The following is a 19,874-nucleotide window of genomic DNA, read 5'->3' on the forward strand; positions in this document are numbered from 1 at the left end:
CTCTACAAGCAGTCCTTCATCTCTATTGATTCAAAGAACACAGGAAAGTGAAGCGTAATTTTAACTATGAAAAAGAGTCTGAGAATGACAGAGGGAAGTATCTCCCAAAAGATCATTTTTTTTGCAATTCCATTGTTTCTGGGAAATCTGTTCCAGCAATTGTATAATACTGCTGATTCCCTGATCGTAGGAAATTTTCTAGGAAGTAATGCACTGGCGGCAGTCAGTTCATCTGGAAATCTGATTTTTCTGATGGTAGGTTTTATTAACGGCATTGCCATGGGTGCAGGTGTTGTTATTGCACGATATTACGGAGCCAAAAAAAGAGACTGCCTGAAAAAGGCAATCCATACAACGGTTGCATTTGGACTTGTGGCCGGTGCTGTGCTGACAGTTTTGGGAATGTTTCTGGCACCAAAGATCCTGGTATTGATGGGAACTCCTGCGGACGTGCTCCCGGAATCTATTGTGTATTTCCGTACATATTTTGCAGGGTCTATGGGTGTTGTCATGTACAATATCTTTGTTGGAGTTCTGCAGTCGGTCGGTGATGGACGCCATCCTCTGATATATCTGATTATTTCTTCCTGTGTCAATGTCGTTCTGGATATTTTCTTTATCGCAGGTCTTGGCATGGGAGTCGGATCAGCAGCACTTGCAACCGCAATTTCACAGTTTGTCAGTGCACTGCTCTGTATGGTTCATCTGCTGCGTGTGGAAGAAGAATATCGTCTGGAATTGCGAGAGATTCGTTTTGACAGTTCTATGCTGAAGCAGATCATCCAGAATGGTGTACCATCCGGTTTTCAGAATTCAGTGATCGCGATCGCGAACGTCTTTGTACAGTCAAATATAAATGCATTTGGAAAAATGGCGATGGCAGGATGTGGTTCCTACTCCAAGATAGAGGGATTCGCCTTTTTGCCGGTGACCTGTTTTACAATGGCTCTGACAACCTTTGTCAGTCAGAATCTGGGTGCAAAACAGTATGACCGGGCGAAAAAGGGAGCAAGATTTGGAGTTCTCTGCTCGATTACTATTGCAGAGTTGATCGGTATTATCATATATGTGGCAGCACCGGTACTGATCACAGCGTTTAACAGAGATCCTGATGTTGTACATTATGGAGTCATGCAGTCCAGAACAATTGCGTTATTTTATTGTCTGCTGGCGTTTTCTCATTGCATCGCAGCAATACTTCGTGGATCAGGTAACGCATCCGTTCCGATGATCGTTATGCTCTGTGACTGGTGTTTGTTTCGCGTAAGCTACATTACTGTGGCAGTTCGTATTCTCCCGGATATACGAGTGATTTTCTGGGCATACCCATTGACTTGGGGTATCAGCTCCGTGATTTTTCTGTATCTGTTCTTACGTGGAAAATGGGTTTACGGATTCGAGAAATCCTAATCGCTATACCGAATAATCGCACAAAATTTTCTTTACATTTTCGATTTTTACAGGCTTTGCAAGGTGAGCATTCATTCCCGCTGCCAGACACTTTTCTTTACTATATCTGGTGCGGGAGCAAGTTTAAACAGCAATCAGACCTTTTACAATCGCCATTCCAAGTCCAATTTTTTCCTTTTTGAATTCATCACTTGACATTGTATCAAAGACTACCTGCTTTTCTATGAAAAGATAGTTAATTGGTTATCAACTGCATAGAAATGTTAAAATACACATAAAATAGTAATGTATATTGATTAAATAAATCCTAGATGATATAATTTAATTACTAAAAAGTGTGTAAATTTACAAAAACAAGGAGTTGAAATCATGGAGATTAAAAGAGATGCATACCTTGAACAGTTAAAGATAAGAAAAGATAATGGGATGATAAAGATTATCACGGGAATCAGGAGATGTGGGAAATCATTCCTGTTATTTGTATTGTTTAAGAAATATTTATTGGAGAGTGGTGTAGATAATGACCATATCATTGAGATTGCTTTGGATGGCATTGAAAATGAGGAGCTGAGAGATCCAAAGAAGTGTTACCAGCATATTAAAGAGCGGGTGGAAGATGACCAGAAATATTATCTGCTTTTGGACGAAGTACAATTTATGTCACGATTTGAGGAAGTGCTGAATAGCCTGCTTCGAATCAGCAATATTGATGTATATGTGACTGGAAGCAACTCTAAGTTTTTATCCAGCGATATTGTAACTGAATTTAGAGGCAGAGGAGATGAGATAAGAATATATCCGTTGTCCTTCGCAGAGTTCTATGCGGCTTTCGATGGAGATTATGATGATGCTTGGGAGGAATATATGATATATGGTGGTTTACCACAGGTGCTACAGTTTTCTGTGGAACGCCAAAAGGCTGAGTATCTAAAAAACATTTTCACAAATGTTTATATTAAGGATGTTGTAGAACGAAACAAGCTGCGAAATGTTGATGAGATTGATACTTTAGTAGATATCCTTGCTTCTGCGATAGGAGCTCCTACTAACCCAACTAAAATATCAAATACGTTTAAAAGTGAACGAGGCATCAATTACAGCAATAAGACCATATCCAACCATATAGATTATCTTGTGGAGGCATTTTTGATTTCTAAAGCTGACAGATATGATATTAAAGGTAGAAAATATGTGGGAGCAAATCTGAAATACTATTTTTCAGATGTGGGACTTAGAAATGCAAGATTGAATTTTAGACAGCAGGAACCTACTCATATCATGGAAAATATTGTTTACAATGAGCTGCTTATCAGAGGTTATAATGTGGATGTTGGTATTGTAGAGGCGTATGCGAAAAATGATGAAGGAAAAACAACTCGAAAGCAGTTTGAAGTTGATTTTGTGGTCAATCAGGGGAGTCAGAGATATTATATTCAGGTGGCTTATGATATGACCTCTGAGGAAAAGCAGAAGCAGGAATTTAATTCATTTAGAAATATCCCTGATTCATTTAAAAAGATCGTGGTAGTAAACGGAACAAAAAAGCCTTGGAGAAATGAGGAAGGCTTTGTAATCATGGGAATGAAGTATTTTCTGCTCAATGCGGATAGTTTGGAGTTTTAGAAATATTGCTGGGATATCGCCAATGAAAAGTAATTATAGATAGTTTACTTGACTTTGCAAGTGAAATTAAGCAAAAAGAGATAGACCGCGTAGTATTCAAAACGGAGCAGCTTCACAGATTTTTCCCTGTCAGTTACACAGCAGAGCAGATGAGGCGTGAAATTTTGGAAATGTTGAAATTAAATATGAACAAATATTGGGATGAATAAAGCAGCTACCGAAACACTATTTCCGGATATTTCGATTAATCTTCTCAAACTCCCTTCCTCCCAGGGTATTGTGGGTGAGAAGTCTTTTGTTGCTTCCCGCTGATGCATTTTTCCGGTATTGTCCAGGGGTACAGCCGTTATGCTGACGGAACTGTCTGCAGAAATGCTCTACATTATTATAACCACATTGCTCGGAAATGTCGCGGATGGAGTATTCGCTGTACTCTAATAAATCCTGTGCACGGCGCAGACGTCCTTCGATGACATTGTCCATGCAGGAGGAGCCAAATTGGCGGTGATAGAGAGCCTGAAGATGACTGGGACTTAAGTGAAGCTTCGCAGCCATCATGTTTATATTCCATGGAAGCTGAGGATTATTGTAGATCATCTTATGCAATGCAATCAGCTCATGATCGTGAATACCCGGGGACTCATTCTGGATTCCTTCTCTTAATTTGGAGAACAGAACCCGCAGCAGGTGAGTAATGTTTGCTTCGCTTTCAGAGGAGAAAAAGGCGGACTCCCAGGTTAGTAATTTAAAAAGCTGATGACAGTATTCCGGATCTGTTACGGGAAATGGGGTGTTTGTTAACGGAAACAGCTTCACGAAGGAGTGATCGGAACGAAAACGAATCCAGTCATTCCGGTATTCTTCACCGGCAGCACGGTAATAAATCCTGCTTCCTGGTGTATACAGAATAGCAGAATTGGCGGCTGTCCGCATTAGTCTTCCGTCTATGAGCAGCTCCGAGGGAGAGTCGAAAAGAAGCAGAAGATAGCCTGTAAAGCCATTCGGAACATCATATATAAAATCTGAGGGGTGAACGGCACTGTAGCCGACAAATTCAATTTCAGTCATCTGGAATCTCCGTTCTGATACATCAGAGGATATATCAATTTTCTTATAGTATAAATCATTGGAAACTTTAGATCAATGCGATAGTATCAGATTAATATGGTAATCGTCATCAGAGAGCTGCGGATCGTGCAGCGGTCAGACATCTGATGCGTGACTGCATAGGAACATGATTTAGAAGAAGGAGATACATGCATGGTAAATTTGGGTGGAGCAACAGAGAATGACAGAAAAAAGATCGTGATTACAAAGGATTCAAAGGCCTTTTTTCACAATAATGTAGATTATTGTGTGGGAACCGGAAGAATGGGGCTTGCATTGACAGAAGAATATCAGGAGGAGCTGCGCCTGGTTCAAAAGGAAATCGGATTTAAGCATATCCGGGGACATGGATTATTCTGTGATGATATGGCGATCTTTCAGACCTATGAGGAGGATGGTAAGGTAAGGGTCGAGTACAACTATACTTATCTGGATAGAGTAATGGATGCCTATAAGAAGGTGGGGCTGAGACCTTTTCTTGAACTGGGTTTTATGCCTAAAAAGTTGGCAAGTGGAAGCCAGACTATCTTTTACTGGCAGGGAAATACCACTCCTCCAAAAGATTATGATATGTGGTGTGATATGGTGCGTTCATTGCTGCGGCATCTGATGGAACGCTATGGAGAAGAGGAAGTTATTCAATGGCCCATTGAAGTATGGAACGAGCCCAATCTTTGCGGCTTCTGGGAAAATGCGGATATGCAGGAATATTTTAAGCTGTTCCATAGAACCTTTGATGCCATAAAGGAAGTGAATCCGGGATTCCGTGTAGGAGGCCCTGCTGTTTGTGGAGGAACGGATGAGAAATGGATTCAGGCATTTATGGAATATTGCCATGAGAATCACATACCTGTGGATTTCGTAACCAGACATCATTACACCATTGATCCGCCGGAATGTATTGGACATTATGCATATTCTGAACTGATGAAGGCAGAGGACGGCTTTGCCAATTTAAAAACAACCAGAGATATTATTGACAGTTTCCCGGAATATAAGGGTCTGCAGATTCATATCACGGAGTTCAACAGCTCCTATACTCCTCAGGGCGTCATTCATGATACAAACCTGAATGCGGCCCTTATAGCACAGCAGCTTTCCAGATTGGGAGATGTGAATGAATCCTATTCCTACTGGACATTTGGTGATGTGTTTGAAGAGCAGGGAGTTCCTTTTACACCATTCCACGGCGGCTTTGGACTGGTTGCCAATGGCTGTATTACCAAGCCGACCTTCTGGACATTTGCTTTTTATAAAAAGCTTGAGGAAAGTGAAGCCAATTGTGTATATAAGGATGACAATATTGTCGTTTTGAAACGTGCAAACGGTGATTATCTAGGTGTAGCCTGGAATATTGCCCGTAAAAGTACAGAACAGGGTAAAGAAAAAATGCTGTTGGAGTTTACATTTCCGGCTGAACAGGAGGAGTACTGCTTCCTGACTAAGACGGTAGATGAGGAAACATGTAATCCCTTGAAGGTATGGCATGATATGGGAGAACCTGCCAATCTGAGTGAGGAACAGACGAAGCTGATTCGGGAATCATCCAGACCTTTTGTAAAAACAGAGCGTAAAAAGCAGGAGGACGGAAATATCTGCGTAGAGCTTCCTGTAAACGAAAACGGTGTGGTTTATTTCGAACTGAATGCCGGAAAGGTGAATCCGGATCGAGGATATGACTATGATCGTGTGGTCAGCTTGAAGGCTTAAACTAGCACCCAGTAATTTGCTTTATGAAACAATGTACATGGATTAGGCTTGCAAAGGAGGATATCAAAGTGAAAAAACAAGCGTTTAACCCATATTTACCGTCCTGGGAGTATATTCCGGACGGAGAACCTTATGTTTTTGGCGATCGCGTATATGTTTACGGATCCCATGATTACTTTAACGGATATGTTTTCTGCATGGGAGACTATGTGTGCTGGTCAGCTCCGGTCGATGACCTGGGCAACTGGAGATATGAGGGTGTGATTTATCCGAAGACAGCCGATCCGCTGAACCCGGAAGGCAAAATGTGTCTGTATGCCCCGGATGTTACGGTGGGACCGGACGGAAGGTACTATCTTTATTACGTGTTGGACAAGGTTCCGGTAGTTTCCGTTGCTGTATGTGATACTCCGGCAGGAAAGTATGAATTTTATGGCTATGTTCATTATGAAGATGGCACACGTCTGGGCGAAAAGGAAGGTGATGAGCCCCAGTTTGACCCGGGGGTTCTGACGGAAGGAGATGTGACATATCTTTATACCGGATTTTGCGGAAAAGGTGATAAATCCCGTACCGGAGCTATGGCTACGGTGTTGGGGGCAGATATGCTGACGATCAGGGAAGCTCCGGTGTTTGTGGCCCCCGGCTGTGAATATGGTGCCGGTACCGGATTTGAGGGACATGAGTTTTTTGAGGCACCTTCCATCCGTAAAGTAGGTGACACCTATTATTTTGTCTATTCATCCATATTAATGCACGAATTATGTTATGCCACCAGCAAGAATCCTACTAAGGACTTTGTCTATGGCGGAGTTATTGTCAGCAATTGTGATCTGCACATCGATACCTACAAGCCGGCAGATATGCCAACAGCTTACGGTGCCAATAATCATGGAAGTATTGTGCAGATCGGAGAGGACTGGTACATTTTTTATCACAGGCATACCAATAATACCTGGTACAGCAGACAGGGATGTGCTGAAAAGCTGCAGATTATGCCGGACGGCAGTATTCCACAGGTAAAAATTACCTCCTGCGGTTTAAATGGAGGTCCGCTTGAGGGTAAAGGCGAATACCCCGCTTATCTTGCATGTAATCTGTTTACCGATACCCCATCAGTTTATGTGGGCGAAGGGAATTTTCCACGAGTAATGCAGGACGGCAGGGATGGAGACGAAGAAGTTGGATATATTGCCAATATTACAGATTCAACTACCATCGGCTTCAAATATTTTGACTGCCATGATATTCGTGAAATCAGTATTTGGATCCGGGGCTATGCAGATGGCACTTTTGAAGTAAAGACAGCATGGGATGGAGAGGTACTGGCGACATTAGAGGTTCAATATACCAATGTCTGGGAAAAGTATACCGCACCGGTTACGATTCCGGATGGAATACAGGCGCTTTACCTGACCTATCGCGGTAACGGAAATGCTGCATTAAGATCATTTGAGTTATCATAATCTATGTTATTGCATATACAGGCAGTGATCAAAACTCTTGGAATGTAAAAAAGGAGACTACAATGAGCAAGTTAAAGATTAAAACAAAGGAAAGACGATTTGAGACAGCCAGGGATTTATACGGAATCTTTTTTGAAGACATTAACCGTGCCGGAGACGGAGGACTTTATCCGGAAATGCTTCGAAACAGAAGCTTCGAAGATTCCGTTTTACCGGAGGGTTATATACAGCAGGAGGATGGCATCCATGTAAAAACCGTATCCGGATGGCTGGATGAGTTTTGCAACGGAGAAGGCTTATGCCGCTGGGTAAAGGGCAACAATATTCCGGAAACAGAAATACCGGCATGGTATACACACAATGCAAAGATGGAGCTGGAACTGACGGATACCCTGAATGAACATCGGGACGCAGCTCTGCGTATGCAGTTTGAAAAGGACGGATCTCTGACTAATACCGGTTACTGCGGTATATCCGTAAAGGCTGGAGAAAGTTACTCTTTGTATTTATTTGCAAAAGCAAAGGAAGAAATAGGACTGGACGTAGCGATCGAATACCAGGGAAAAGTACTGGCTGGAAACAGTCTGGTGGTTTCCGGTCAGGAGTATACAAGATATGACATGAAGCTGATAGCAGCTGAGGATTGTCACGAGGCACAGCTTACTATTTCCTGCAAAGAAGGCGGAGAGGTTCTGCTGGGATTTATTTCACTAATGCCTGACAATACCTACATGGGGCATGGACTCAGAACAGATCTTGTAGAAAAGCTTAAGGGAATGAGTCCAAAGTTTATGCGTTTTCCCGGAGGCTGTATTGTGGAAGGAACGACACCGTCCACAGCGATGAGATTTCGGGATACGGTAGGTCCGGCATGGGAAAGACCCAGTAAGCTGTTTGTATGGCATTACAGAAGTACATTAGGACTTGGCTTTCATGAATATCTGCAGCTTTGCGAGGATCTGGGGATGGAGCCCCTGTATGTATGTAACTGCGGAATGACCTGTCAGGGAAGAAAGAGTGTCCTTCTGGAAGGAGAGGCTCTTGATGAAATGGTACAGGATACACTGGATGCCATTGAATATGCTATCGGCTCTAAGGAAAGCAAATGGGGAAGGCTTCGTGCTTCTATGGGGCATCCGGAACCCTTTAAAATGACCTATCTGGAAATTGGTAATGAAAACTGGGGTCCGGATTATGAAAAGCGATACAACATGATTTATAAGAAGGTAAAGGAACTGTATCCCCAGATTAAAACCATAGCCAATGAGCATGTAGAGAAAAATGGTTGTCCTGCCGAGTGCGTGGATGAACATTTTTACAATACAACAGAGTTCTTTGCAGAACGTGTAAATTATTATGATGACTACGATCGTAAGGGACCAAAAATCTTTGTAGGAGAGGTGGCTGTAAACGAAGGCAACTATATGGGACAGTTGTATGCGGCTTTGGGAGAAGCGGCTTTCCTTATAGGTATTGAGAAAAATCAGGATATCGTAACATTGGCCTCTTATGCTCCATTATTTGAAAATGTAAATTACAGAGCGTGGTATCCTAATCTGATTCGTTTCAATAATCATCAGAGCCTTGGAATTCCTTCTTATTATGTCTGGAAAATGTTCGGTCAAAATCGCGGAGAATATGTGGTGCAATCCGAAGATGAGGGAGGACGTGTTTATCGTCCGAGAACCGGAATGGCATCTTTAAAATCCAATAAGGAACTTCGCTTCAGAAATCCCATTTGGAATGGAGAAGAAGCAAAGATTACTCATGAATTAATGGGACATGTGCAGGATACAGAGGATGGCCTCCTGCTTCAGCTTCCGGATGAGGAGCAGAAAAAGGAATTTCACAGTATTCTGGAATGGGCTGATGAGACCAAGAGCTTTGTGGTATTTGGAGAAGAAGACCAGACTTATGGAAGATTTGAGACCGATATTTTTGTTGAGGAAAATGCTTACTTCGAGTTGGGTATATTCAGTGCCAGGGTGGTTCGTTCCTATTATGAGGAGCAGCTCGTGATTACGGCCGGAGTGGAAAAAGAATGGGATGCAGCTCTGGTGCGTCCGTTCCTTTGGAAGGTTAATGGAGGACAATGTTCACTGGAAGAGTTTGGCTTTATGCATGACAACAAGCTGACTGAGGACTTTGCTATTTCAGTAAAACCGGGAGAATATCACCGCTTTGGATATGAAACGGATGGAAAACAGATTCGCCTGTATGTTGATGGTGAGCTTCAGAAGGAAATTTCGATTCCCTACGGACCTGCTTTTGTTTCGGTAGTAACTGACACCAAGGACGAAATCATTATTAAGGCGGTTAATTTTGCAGGAGATGTGGATCCGGTTTCCATTACACTGGACTGTCAGGTACAGGGCGACTATACCGTAACACTTCTTAGCGGTGAAAAGGGGGATGAAAACAGCTTTGAAGAGCCGGAGAAGGTGAAGAATATTACCGTGAATATGCATGGCGCTTCCTCAGAGTTCGTATACGAGGCACCGGCATATTCTGTCAGTGTTCTGCGATTGAAGAAGTGCGAAGCGTTTTAGAGGTTGACGCTGAACAGAAGATAAGAGAATAGAAAGACAAAACGGGCACCGAGAACTAAATCTATCCAAGCACTCAAGGAAATTGCTTTAAAACAAATACAGGTATTAACTGAAATAGAAACCGACCACTCGAATAAATAGAATGGCCAGTGCAGTTTCAGATGATTTTTAAAGGGAATTGATTTCTTTCTCTAATTGGCAAACCGATTCCATAATAGTATTGAAGCTTGGAATATCGCCATATAACATATCTTTCATGACTTCATAATCACTGATGAGGGCAGGAAAGCGGTATTCCGGTGGAATCAGCTTTAAGGTGCCGGGAATTGCTTCTGGATATTTAGCCCATGCTCTTGGATAAAATTTCATTTTGAAATCAACGACTGTTTTCAGAAGGTTTATGTGAGAAAAAGCAACATCTTTTACTGGGGTCTGAGCCATTCTATAGAGATCATAGTAATGTCTGGAATATCGTTGTGGCATATCCAGATGTTCCGGTCTGTTGGCTTCGTGATGAAGAATTGTTGCCTTTTCCCAAAAGGTACGCTCTGGTGAAACGGTAAGAATTTCAGTATTTTTTTGCTCGAAGATTTTTGGGTAGTATACAGCTGTATATGGTTCAATGCTTGCAAGCTTAGCAGGTGTCCAGGCTGCTAATGCTCCGATTTCCAGGCGGATTACCTGTAGGGTAGAAGGATTTGTGAACAGATTTGGATAAGCGAAAATAACAGTCTGTTTGTCATTCTCATCTATGTAAATATTAGCGTCACACCTCAGTTCTAATGACAGTTCCTTTTTTATGGTAGGACAGAACTGTTCTGCAAGAAAAATCTCAGCCCGGTTATTAGCTTCTTTATTAAATGCATCCTGTTTTGTATTGGATCGTTTTTCCCAGGGTTCCAGTTTTCCATAGCCCAGTACGCGCCAGTCAAGGATCAAATCAATGTCTTCTGAAAAACGGCTGATCAGATTAAACGCTTTTGAAAGGCTTGTTCCACCTTTAAAGGTGATGGAGTCCTTCCAAGGACAGCGGTGAAACAAATAATCCAGGGTAAAGCATACCCAGAAGTCTTTTTCTACAATAGCATCATTTAAGCCCATTTTATCAGCGGTATTTCGGAAGAGTTCTCTCCGGTCATCATCTGGCAGACATGCAATTTTTCTCATAGTGTATTACCTCCGCATATTTGTCGTATTGTATCATAAACCCAGTCGGTGGATTCCGTTGCTTCTTTCAGACAAGCCTGTTTTTCTGAGAAAGAGAGTTTTGTTGAAAGAGTCTGGATAACTTCCGGGGTTACATTATTTTTCCCTAAGGTTTTCAATGCCTGAATTGTCAGACTTGTCATATAGGACAGACCGGTAACTTCTTTATTGGTTCGGTGTTTGAATTCAAGTTTTGTAGAATTCCATTCATAGGTTTTATAAGGTCCGTCACTAATATAGGACCAAACAGCTGTTACCTGAGTGGAAAGTCCAAGTAAATTAAGGGCAGTGTTTCCACATGGAGCGATGGTCCAATGATAACTGCGGGCTAATGCCTGTGCAACGGAAGCAGGATCAGCAGCTACATATTCATCGAGTAATTTACTGTATTTTGGTTTTTCATAAATTCCATTTATAATTCTGCGAAGAATACCAACTTTTGTCAGGCGATTAAGATTACGTCTGATAGTTTCTGTATCTGCAATATCAGCAAAATCAGAATTTACAAAAATGCTTCCTTCAGGTGATTCATGAATTCGCAGCTGAATTTGTTTTGAATAACCATTTGCCATAGAAAACCTCCTTTTGTCCTGAATATTATATATTATTCGGGACAAAATTTCAATATAATCAATTAAGATTAAAATTAGTGTTCCGTTTATAAATATTTTGATTCATTGAAAAAAGTCTATTCAGAATATACTTTTTGTCTATTGTTTGGGGAACGATTTTTACTCCGTGTTTATCTACAATAATTCTTGTAAAGAAGAGTAAACGAAAGCGATTTACGAGAAACAGGAGGAGATTATAGATGACAGAAAAGAACCTGATCAAAATATATGTGAATGCAACGTCAGCAAAAAGAGTGGACATCATTATCAGACATGAAAGTACACTTTGTCTGATAATGATTGGAAGCACAGGAATGAAATATATGATAGAATATAGAAAAAGCATTGAATATGTAAATAGTAAGTTATAAGAGAAAATATGACAGATGTTATAGTTTCGTGTGTGGAATACGGTTGTATTCCGTATATTAGATACCCAGTTGCGTTTCATTATATTTCTTTACTGTCGGAAAATATGTTGAACATTAAACATATTGCTACACTTCGCTTCAAGATGAGTGTGGCATTTGTTGTTTACAAGCTTTGTGATAAGAACAGGCTTTCGACAGTTTATATTGAAGAGTTTTTGAATAAAATACAGGAGCATGATTTCAATTCAAAGCTGTTCTGCGTTTTGAATGAACACGGCATTAATGAGAAAAAATTTTTCGATAGTACAATTACAAATATAGTCATTGATGAATTAGAAAAATTCTATAGTATACTGTCTAGAGAAGAGGATAGTGACAAAGTAGAAAATCAGCCAAGCGACTAACTGCTTTTGGATGAATGACTTTTATTTAGTTAATGATACTCTCATCCAAACACTGAACAGTGATACATCTGCCGGGAATATTTTTCGGCATTCAAATCCAATTTTTTCCAGTCTCTTGCACCAACAATCCTGTTTCTCTGCTACGGTGCCACGATGGCTGTAGATCTTTCCCAAGTCTTTACCGGAAAAAACGGCAATCTTTTACCGCCCTTTTTATGGATGGTAATCTGCCTCGTCCTCTGGGTTCTCGCCAATTATATCTTTGCCGTGATCTCACACCTGCGCGCTTCATTTCCGGCAGTTTTTCTGCTCTCCGTGCGCCTGATGGCAGGTCACATCAAAGAAACTTTCATCTTATTATTTACAATGGCCGGCGCCTGCCTCATCGTCTTCCTGGTTCCCGGACTTTTCGTCCTTTTTCCCGGAATCCTCTGCGGCATCGCCAGCCATCTGATTGAGCCTGGTTTAAAAAAGGCTCTTGCTATTGATTAATCCAGTTCTTTATAGTCAAAACTGCGGAATTCTGCTGTCTGATCGTATCCGGAGTAGTCCACGCATGCCATGCCGACAAATGCTCCGGTGAAGAATCCACCGTATGACTGGAGTACGTAATCATCGGACAATACAGCGGCATCCAGTGTGCCCGGAATCTCTGTATAGTTCTTTCCGTCAAAGGAATACTCGTAGCTGTAAGACTGCTTTCTTACTTTTGTGCGAAGCCATACAAATTCAACATCATCCGGTACCGGAATCGCATCGTCGCGAAGGAACGAACGATATCCGCCACGATTGCACTCTGCCACTTCGATCACGCGGCCATTTTTCTCATTCCACGTAACGAAAGCGAATGACCAGTGCTTATCATTGTAAAAATTTGTCAATCCAGCCATCTGCTGATAGTTGAACGGATCAAATTTCACTTTCACTTCGGCATCAAAGTTAAATGCCTGCCAGCGTTTTGCCACCAACGAAAGCTCATGCTTATTGCTGAGGGATCCTTTTCCGACCAATGTCAGCCTGCCATCCCCTGTCGTACCCATTTCCTCGGTAAATGGTACGCGGAGGGTATTCCACTCATCATGAAGTTTTGGTGTGTCAAATTCATCATGCATCGAATGATCTGCCGGTGCTTCTGTCAAGATTGCATCTTTCGGCGCATCCACAAGCACTTTTCCGCCATGTCCGCCCTCGATACGAGGCCAGCCTTCTTCATCCCAGTATACTTTCTGAATTGCCGTCTCACGGCCAAGCGGACACCAGCCGCGTGGGTCGATCGAACTTTCATTTTCGTGGTTCCACGGTCTTCCACACAAACTTGCATAATACCACTCACCGCCGGGAGTCTCTACGAGAGCACCATGTCCCTGCTTCTGGATCTCAAGTTCCGGCGTATCAAAGTTTGTAATAAACGGATCGCCAGGCTCTGTCTCAAAACTCAACGCATCTAACGTCTTTGAACGAGCTACTACTTCCTGATGTGTCCAAACGGTTCCACCCTGTGCAGCAAACAGATAATAATATCCGTTGATCTTATACAAATGTGGTCCCTCAACCAGTTTAACGTCCGTTCCGGCGTAGATCGTACGTGCTGTCTCCGGTTTTAATTTCATTGTATCTGTGTCAAATTCTGTCACTGTAATACCGTCAAAAGCATGGTGGTATTCGCGATGATCCCATGTCTGCTGAACAAGGTATTTGCGTCCGTCATCATCATGGAACAACGATGCGTCAAATCCCACTCCATTGACACGGATCGGATCCGACCATGGTCCGCGGATATCTTCTGCCGTCGTCAGATAATTGATCATATCTTTGAACGGTCCTTCGGTTACTTTTACATCCGTATAAATCAGCCAGAATTTTCCATCTGCATAGGAAAGATCCGGCGCCCAGATACCTCCCGATGACGGATTTCCTTTCATATCAAGCAATGTCGTCGTGGACAATGCGGATGGAAGAAGATTCCAATGTACTAAATCTTTTGACTCGTGCAGACGAACTCCCGGAAACCACTCAAACGTAGAGTTCGCAATGTAATATGTATCATCCACACGGATAATGGATGGATCTGCATTAAATCCCGGCAAAACCGGATTTTTAATCTGCAACATAACTGTATGCCTCCTTACTGTTAATCTATCTCTATCATACAGGAAAATGGGGAGGTTGCAAAGGGAAAAAGAAGAAAAAGAAGAATTTATTCATCCTCTGCCTGAGCAAGCATGGAAGTAGCTGCCTGCTGTAAGATGCTCTCTTTCGAGAATCTTGTCATCTCATCTGCCATATCAGTATCACGGATACGGGATTCAGCGGACTGCAGGTTCTCAGATGTGTTGTCATCAACTTTGACAGTGTACTCAAGACGGTTCTGAATCAATGTCACTTACAGGTCATTTTTATACATGTTCTGATAAAATTTTATGCGGTCTTGGAAGAATGTATGCCAGTGGAGGAGAACTTACGGAAAATATTTATCTAGGAAAAAATACAATATTAACATGAATATCATGAATATAATATTGGAGGCTGTGAATATTCCCAAATACTTCCCTCTCAGATTCCTGTTTTCTTTTGCAATATATTTGAAACTTATCAGGCTTGCCATGGATGCAATCAGAGTGCCGAGACCTCCAATATTGGTTCCGACAATTAAAGCCCGGTAATTATCTGTAAAGCCGGATAAAAGAAGCGCAGCGGGAACATTGCTCATAATCTGACTGGCAAGAACAGCAGTAAGTGTTTCCCTTCCTGCCATGATTCTTTCCAGAAAACTGCTGAATTGCGGAATCCTTCCAAGGTTGCCGATAAAAATAAATAATGCGATAAAGGTGGCAAGCAGGGAGTAATCCACCCTGCTTATATTTTCCCTGTTTCTTAGCAGCATATATATAAGAACCAATACAAGAGGAATCTGGTATGGAATGATACGTGCAACAGTGAGCAGGCAGATTGTAAACAAGATCAGGTAAGCGGCCAGGTATTCCATGTTAAGTTCTTTTCTGTCAGAGAATCCCAAAAGAGTTTTATCTTTTTCGGAACCGCATACGTGAGGTGCTTTGGCAGCGGCTACCTGTATCCATATCAGAAGAAGGATAAGTGCTGTGGCGGAATAGGGAAGCATCAGGGTTATTAATTCTGCCGCGGACATCCCTGCTCTGGCATATAGATAAAGGTTCTGCGGATTTCCGATTGGTGTGAGCATGCTTCCGAGATTAGCAGCGATTGTCTGCATGGCTACTATTTTAAGAAGCCAGTAATTGCCTAGTTCCTTTGGCAGTTTATGCACAATGATCAGTGCAAGAGGAACAAAAGTAATCAATGCCACATCATTGGTGATCACCATTGACAGGAAGAAACATAAGAGTACCAACAGCCTGATCACACCCACAGTTCCCGATGTTCCCATCAGCAATTTTTTGGCAAGTATATCAAAAACACCAACAGCCTTCAAACCAGCTACAATTGCCATCAAACAGAAGAGGAGCCCGAGAGTCCTGAAATCGATATAAGTAAAATAAGCCTTATCCGGTCTGACCCAGAACATAGAAAGAAGCGCCAGGATCACTGCAATTGACAAAACGGTTTCTTTCCTGAAAAAAACATATAATTTTTGTAACATAATATTTCCTTTCCGGTCTGATACGACCGCGTATAAGTATATCACAGAAACATCCAGAAAAAAAAGAATCTAAACTTCAAAACACTGAATCTGTATGCATGATGAGAAGGACGTTTTTGACGTCTGCTCTTGACATGCCCGAAATCATGTCGTATATATATAGTAAGAGCTGGAAGCACAAATTTAGCGCTTCCAGCTCAATCATTATCATAGAAGATTATTATTTACAGACTTTTCTTCATAGTCTTTAAATTTTAGTTGTGCACATTTTAATGCGCGAAGTTTGAGTCAATAATTTACAAAAGAAGGGAAAACTATTATGGAAAAGATCAAAAAGTGTATAGCTAACTTAAAGGTTGAAGGAAAATTAAAAGTATATCAAATGACAGTGCTTGTTATGACATTATTTTTAGTGTTGGTGGCACTGATCTCGACAGTAGTGATCCGTTCAAATATAGAGAAGATCACGAAGGTCTGGTCTCCGTCATTGGAATATCTGCAGGATTTAGAGACAATGACTGCGAAATACAGAATCAAACAGTATCAGCATCTGGTAGAATCAGATGCAGCAGTCATGAACTCCTGCGAAGAAGAAATCAAGAAGCTGGAGAGTCAGATCCAGGATACCGATGCGAAGCTGGAGGCAATCATGTCTGCAAACAGCAAAGCTCAAAAAGGACAGGACGATTACGAAGTAGCAAACGCTGCATGGAAAAAATACAGGGGTGCTTCAGATGAAATCCTGCAGTTGAGCCGTGAGGGTAAACAGCAGGAAGCATCGAAACTGATGACCGGAGAGGTGTATGAAGACTATAAGTCATTTTCTAAGAAATTAACTATATTACGTGACAAGTTCCAGGTAGAATTAGATCAGGCAAAGACCATGGCTAATGTATGCACGGTAATCATATTTATTGTGATCGTGGCAGCGGGTCTTGCGATTGCTGTAGTGACGACAATGATCGGAAAGATCATTACCAATTCCATTACCGAGCCGGTAAAACAGATAGATGCAGCAGTTGCCAGCCTGCGTAAGGGCGAACTGTCTAATGTAGAAATGCTTACCTATGAGTCTGAGGATGAGTTTGGCGATACTATCAGGAATCTGAAAGAAGCCATGGGTATTCTGGCAGATTATGTCAGAGAGATCTCTGTGGAGGTAAAGGCAATCGCGCAGGGTGACCTGACCAGAAATGGTGATGATATTACAGATTTCCTGGGCGATTTCTCGGAATTGAAGACATCACTGCTGTATATTCTGAAACGGTTTAACAGTACCCTGACCGAGATCAGCAATCTGGCAGAACAGGTATCATCGAATTCATCCGAGGTGGAAAATGCATCAAAATCCCTGGCGGATGGTGCAACAGAGCAGGCAGGAGTCATCGAGGAACTGAATGCCACCATTGATACGGTTGTGGATATGGCTGAAGATACAGCGAAAGAAACACAGAACGCATCGGCACGTGTAAAAGCCTCTGCAAACAAAGCGAACGAAGAAAAAGAAAAGATGAACGAGCTGCTCACGGAAATGGAGCACATTACAGAAATCTCCAAGGAGATCGGTAATATTATCACAGATATCGAGGATATTGCTTCCCAGACCAACCTGTTATCCCTGAATGCTTCCATTGAAGCTGCCAGAGCAGGAGAAGCAGGAAAAGGCTTTGCGGTGGTTGCAGATCAGATCGGCAAGCTGGCAGCAGACAGTGCAAAATCTGCTGTAAATACAAGAGATCTGATCGATAAGACCTTAGTGGAAATCGAAAAGGGCAATACGATTACAAGAACAACAGCAGACGCATTCAATCAGATCATTACAGATATGGAGTCCTTTGCAGAGCTTGCAGAGAACACCATGGAGAAAGCCAACTCCCAGGCAGAGTCCTTGGAGCAGATCGGCCAGGGAATTGAACAGCTGTCCGGCGTGGTACAGGGTAATGCAGCATCCTCAGAAGAGAATACCGCGATCAGTATTAATCTGGCAGAGGGAGCAGCCAAGATGCATGACCGCGTGAATATCTTTAAGCTATTCTAGAAAAATGGCAGGAATAGAGTGAAGCTGTCGGAAGGAAGGTTCTTGTTGTGATTAATGATATATTTAAAGTGTTTGGAGAGCAGACAGGAGAAATCTTATTTGAGATCATTAAAGATTGTATGGATGATTACCTGTATATATTTGATCTGCAGAATGATACCTTTGAGATTTCACAGTCAGCTGTGGAACGGTTTAATATGTCGAAAAATGTTCTGACAGATGCTGCAAATGAAGTTATGAAGGTAGTATATGAGGAAGACCGCAGGATGCTTGCAAAGCATCTTGCGGATATATGCGAAGGAAGAGAAAATGTACATAATCTTCATTACAGGTGGCTTGATAAAGAAGGTATGCCGGTCTGGATTAACAGCCGTGGTATCGTGATCATTGATCAGCAGGGAAAGGCAGAGTATCTGGTCGGGTGTCTGAATGAGACCGGCAACAGGAGAAGAGCCGATAATGTCACAGGACTGCTTGGCGGTCCGGAATTCCTTGCTTACCTGCGTGGACAAAAAGAACCCATTACCAAGGGATTTTTTATGCATGTAGGAATTGATGATTTTGGAGCGATCAATAGCTCCAGGGGAGCTGGTTATGGTAATTATATCCTGAGAAGCGTAGCCGGCTGTATGAAGGAATGCCTTTCAGACAAGCAGAGAATTTACCATCTGGTAGCGGATCAGTATGTGATCGTGGATCTGGAAGCTTCCTCCGCAGAAGACGCTGTGGCACTGAAAGAAAAGATTACAGATAAACTTCGTAATTTCATAGTAGCCGAAAATTATGAAGCTATATTTTCTATTTCTATTGGTGTTATAGATGCAGCAACATTTTGTGAGGGAACCGAAGAATGCCGCAAAAAGTTTGAATTTGCCTTGAAACAGGCAAAAAGCATGGGTAAAAATGGATTCTATATTTTTGACCAGGATGACTATGAGGTCTTTTTACGAAAAGGAAGAATCATAGCAACACTTCGTAATGCTATTGTGAATCATTATGATGGCTTTGAAGTATACTACCAGCCGATCGTGGACTGTCAGTCCGAACAGATCATTGGAGCAGAGGCACTGATGCGTTTTTCCATGATAACGGAAGAAGGGCGGGAGTTTGTTTCACCGATGGAGTTTATCCCATTATTGGAAGAGACCGGATTGATCATTCCCGCTGGAAGATATATTTTGAACGAAGCTGCAGCAATGTGCTGTGAAATGCAGAAATATATTCCTGACTTCCGGATGAATGTAAATGTATCCTATGTTCAGATCCTGCAAGGCAATGTGGAGCGGGATATTCTGGATGCAATTCAAAAATATTCATTACAGACGGAATGCTTATGTGTTGAAATGACAGAAAGCGGATTTATGGATATGACACCTTCGTTCTGTAAATTCCGTAAAACTCTGGACAAGAACGGGATTCCCTTTGTGATCGATGATTTTGGAACAGGATATTCGAATCTTCATTGTATTCGTGATATGAATCCAAGTTACGTGAAAATGGATAGGGATTTTACTGCCAAGGCGATGAACAGTAACAGGGATTATGAATTATATAAAAATATCATCCCCATGGTACATTGTATTAACGTCAGGATATGCGCAGAAGGCATCGAGGAAAAAGAATGGCTTCTGAAAATGAAAGAAATGAAGGTTGATTATCTGCAGGGATATTATTTTGGAAGACCATGCGGAAAAGAACAGTTTCTGCAGCAATATGCCAGTGGCATCAACGTTAAATAAAGAGAGTAGGGCAGACTCAGC

At 41.9% G+C, this 19,874-nt stretch carries 16 protein-coding genes; 10 read left to right on the plus strand and 6 right to left on the minus strand.

Features of this window, described 5'->3' with window-relative positions; translation table 11 throughout:
* The first annotated feature begins 66 nt into the window (after positions 1–66).
* Both M72_RS05820 and M72_RS05825 read left to right on the plus strand, forming a co-directional pair.
* Positions 67–1,410 carry an MATE family efflux transporter gene (locus M72_RS05820; RefSeq protein WP_055067529.1) on the plus strand — a complete coding sequence of 448 codons (1,344 nt, stop codon included), beginning with the start codon at positions 67–69 and terminating at the stop codon, positions 1,408–1,410.
* A 369-nt stretch (positions 1,411–1,779) separates the two neighbouring features.
* Positions 1,780–3,033 (plus strand): ATP-binding protein, encoded by a 1,254-nt coding sequence (locus tag M72_RS05825; protein ID WP_055067530.1) that lies wholly within the window; start codon positions 1,780–1,782, stop codon positions 3,031–3,033.
* A 225-nt stretch (positions 3,034–3,258) separates the two neighbouring features.
* Here the strand turns inward: M72_RS05825 and M72_RS05830 are convergent, their stop codons facing one another.
* Positions 3,259–4,101: a helix-turn-helix transcriptional regulator gene (locus tag M72_RS05830; RefSeq protein ID WP_055067531.1), complete on the minus strand. Its 843-nt coding sequence runs from the start codon at positions 4,099–4,101 to the stop codon at positions 3,259–3,261.
* Between the two features lie 192 nt (positions 4,102–4,293).
* Between M72_RS05830 and M72_RS05835 the strand changes: the two genes are divergently transcribed.
* From M72_RS05835 to M72_RS05845, 3 genes are all read left to right on the plus strand, one after another.
* Positions 4,294–5,850, plus strand: coding sequence for a GH39 family glycosyl hydrolase (locus M72_RS05835; RefSeq protein WP_055067532.1), 1,557 nt, complete (start codon positions 4,294–4,296; stop codon positions 5,848–5,850).
* 68 nt (positions 5,851–5,918) lie between these two features.
* Positions 5,919–7,316 carry a family 43 glycosylhydrolase gene (locus M72_RS05840; protein WP_055067533.1) on the plus strand — a complete coding sequence of 466 codons (1,398 nt, stop codon included), beginning with the start codon at positions 5,919–5,921 and terminating at the stop codon, positions 7,314–7,316.
* A 62-nt stretch (positions 7,317–7,378) separates the two neighbouring features.
* Entirely contained in the window at positions 7,379–9,865 is a 2,487-nt protein-coding gene (locus M72_RS05845) for an alpha-L-arabinofuranosidase C-terminal domain-containing protein (protein WP_055067534.1), read from the plus strand.
* A 168-nt stretch (positions 9,866–10,033) separates the two neighbouring features.
* Here the strand turns inward: M72_RS05845 and M72_RS05850 are convergent, their stop codons facing one another.
* Both M72_RS05850 and M72_RS05855 read right to left on the minus strand, forming a co-directional pair.
* Positions 10,034–11,032 carry a nucleotidyl transferase AbiEii/AbiGii toxin family protein gene (locus M72_RS05850; RefSeq protein ID WP_055067535.1) on the minus strand — a complete coding sequence of 333 codons (999 nt, stop codon included), beginning with the start codon at positions 11,030–11,032 and terminating at the stop codon, positions 10,034–10,036.
* Entirely contained in the window at positions 11,029–11,643 is a 615-nt protein-coding gene (locus tag M72_RS05855) for a DUF6088 family protein (protein ID WP_055067536.1), read from the minus strand. The genes M72_RS05850 and M72_RS05855 overlap by 4 nt, the downstream gene beginning before the upstream one ends.
* A gap of 239 nt (positions 11,644–11,882) precedes the next feature.
* Between M72_RS05855 and M72_RS17095 the strand changes: the two genes are divergently transcribed.
* The 3 genes from M72_RS17095 (at position 11,883) to M72_RS05865 (ending at position 12,949) form a co-directional block, all read left to right on the plus strand.
* Positions 11,883–12,053 carry a hypothetical protein gene (locus M72_RS17095; RefSeq protein ID WP_176694766.1) on the plus strand — a complete coding sequence of 57 codons (171 nt, stop codon included), beginning with the start codon at positions 11,883–11,885 and terminating at the stop codon, positions 12,051–12,053.
* Positions 12,054–12,061: 8 nt separating this feature from the next.
* Positions 12,062–12,457: a hypothetical protein gene (locus M72_RS05860; RefSeq protein ID WP_055067537.1), complete on the plus strand. Its 396-nt coding sequence runs from the start codon at positions 12,062–12,064 to the stop codon at positions 12,455–12,457.
* Positions 12,458–12,610: 153 nt separating this feature from the next.
* Positions 12,611–12,949 carry a hypothetical protein gene (locus tag M72_RS05865; protein ID WP_055067538.1) on the plus strand — a complete coding sequence of 113 codons (339 nt, stop codon included), beginning with the start codon at positions 12,611–12,613 and terminating at the stop codon, positions 12,947–12,949.
* Here the strand turns inward: M72_RS05865 and M72_RS05870 are convergent.
* From M72_RS05870 to M72_RS05880, 3 genes are all read right to left on the minus strand, one after another.
* Positions 12,946–14,568: a glycoside hydrolase family 43 protein gene (locus tag M72_RS05870; RefSeq protein ID WP_006859607.1), complete on the minus strand. Its 1,623-nt coding sequence runs from the start codon at positions 14,566–14,568 to the stop codon at positions 12,946–12,948. The genes M72_RS05865 and M72_RS05870 overlap by 4 nt on opposite strands.
* A gap of 86 nt (positions 14,569–14,654) precedes the next feature.
* Positions 14,655–14,840, minus strand: a complete 186-nt coding sequence (locus M72_RS05875) for a flagellin (RefSeq protein ID WP_006859606.1) — start codon at positions 14,838–14,840, stop codon at positions 14,655–14,657.
* A 75-nt stretch (positions 14,841–14,915) separates the two neighbouring features.
* Entirely contained in the window at positions 14,916–16,076 is a 1,161-nt protein-coding gene (locus M72_RS05880; protein ID WP_055067539.1) for an SLC13 family permease, read from the minus strand.
* 319 nt (positions 16,077–16,395) lie between these two features.
* On the opposite strand from M72_RS05880, the gene M72_RS05885 reads away from it, so the two are divergent.
* Both M72_RS05885 and M72_RS05890 read left to right on the plus strand, forming a co-directional pair.
* Entirely contained in the window at positions 16,396–18,114 is a 1,719-nt protein-coding gene (locus M72_RS05885) for a HAMP domain-containing methyl-accepting chemotaxis protein (RefSeq protein WP_055067540.1), read from the plus strand.
* A 47-nt stretch (positions 18,115–18,161) separates the two neighbouring features.
* Positions 18,162–19,853: an EAL domain-containing protein gene (locus M72_RS05890; RefSeq protein WP_055067541.1), complete on the plus strand. Its 1,692-nt coding sequence runs from the start codon at positions 18,162–18,164 to the stop codon at positions 19,851–19,853.
* Positions 19,854–19,874: the final 21 nt, after the last annotated feature.

Origin of the sequence: Roseburia faecis (assembly GCF_001406815.1) — a bacterium.
GTDB lineage: Bacteria > Bacillota > Clostridia > Lachnospirales > Lachnospiraceae > Roseburia > Roseburia faecis.

Bases quoted from the DNA above. Each gene is read 5' to 3' on its own strand.
- M72_RS05835 (WP_055067532.1), top strand. From the start codon at position 4,294: ATGGTAAATTTGGGTGGAGCAACAGAGAATGACAGAAAAAAGATCGTG.
- M72_RS05880 (WP_055067539.1), bottom strand. From the start codon at position 16,076: ATGTTACAAAAATTATATGTTTTTTTCAGGAAAGAAACCGTTTTGTCA.
- M72_RS05820 (WP_055067529.1), top strand. From the start codon at position 67: ATGAAAAAGAGTCTGAGAATGACAGAGGGAAGTATCTCCCAAAAGATC.
- M72_RS05850 (WP_055067535.1), bottom strand. From the start codon at position 11,032: ATGAGAAAAATTGCATGTCTGCCAGATGATGACCGGAGAGAACTCTTC.
- M72_RS17095 (WP_176694766.1), top strand. From the start codon at position 11,883: ATGACAGAAAAGAACCTGATCAAAATATATGTGAATGCAACGTCAGCA.
- M72_RS05845 (WP_055067534.1), top strand. From the start codon at position 7,379: ATGAGCAAGTTAAAGATTAAAACAAAGGAAAGACGATTTGAGACAGCC.
- M72_RS05830 (WP_055067531.1), bottom strand. From the start codon at position 4,101: ATGACTGAAATTGAATTTGTCGGCTACAGTGCCGTTCACCCCTCAGAT.
- M72_RS05870 (WP_006859607.1), bottom strand. From the start codon at position 14,568: ATGTTGCAGATTAAAAATCCGGTTTTGCCGGGATTTAATGCAGATCCA.
- M72_RS05885 (WP_055067540.1), top strand. From the start codon at position 16,396: ATGGAAAAGATCAAAAAGTGTATAGCTAACTTAAAGGTTGAAGGAAAA.
- M72_RS05825 (WP_055067530.1), top strand. From the start codon at position 1,780: ATGGAGATTAAAAGAGATGCATACCTTGAACAGTTAAAGATAAGAAAA.
- M72_RS05855 (WP_055067536.1), bottom strand. From the start codon at position 11,643: ATGGCAAATGGTTATTCAAAACAAATTCAGCTGCGAATTCATGAATCA.
- M72_RS05860 (WP_055067537.1), top strand. From the start codon at position 12,062: ATGACAGATGTTATAGTTTCGTGTGTGGAATACGGTTGTATTCCGTAT.
- M72_RS05865 (WP_055067538.1), top strand. From the start codon at position 12,611: ATGGCTGTAGATCTTTCCCAAGTCTTTACCGGAAAAAACGGCAATCTT.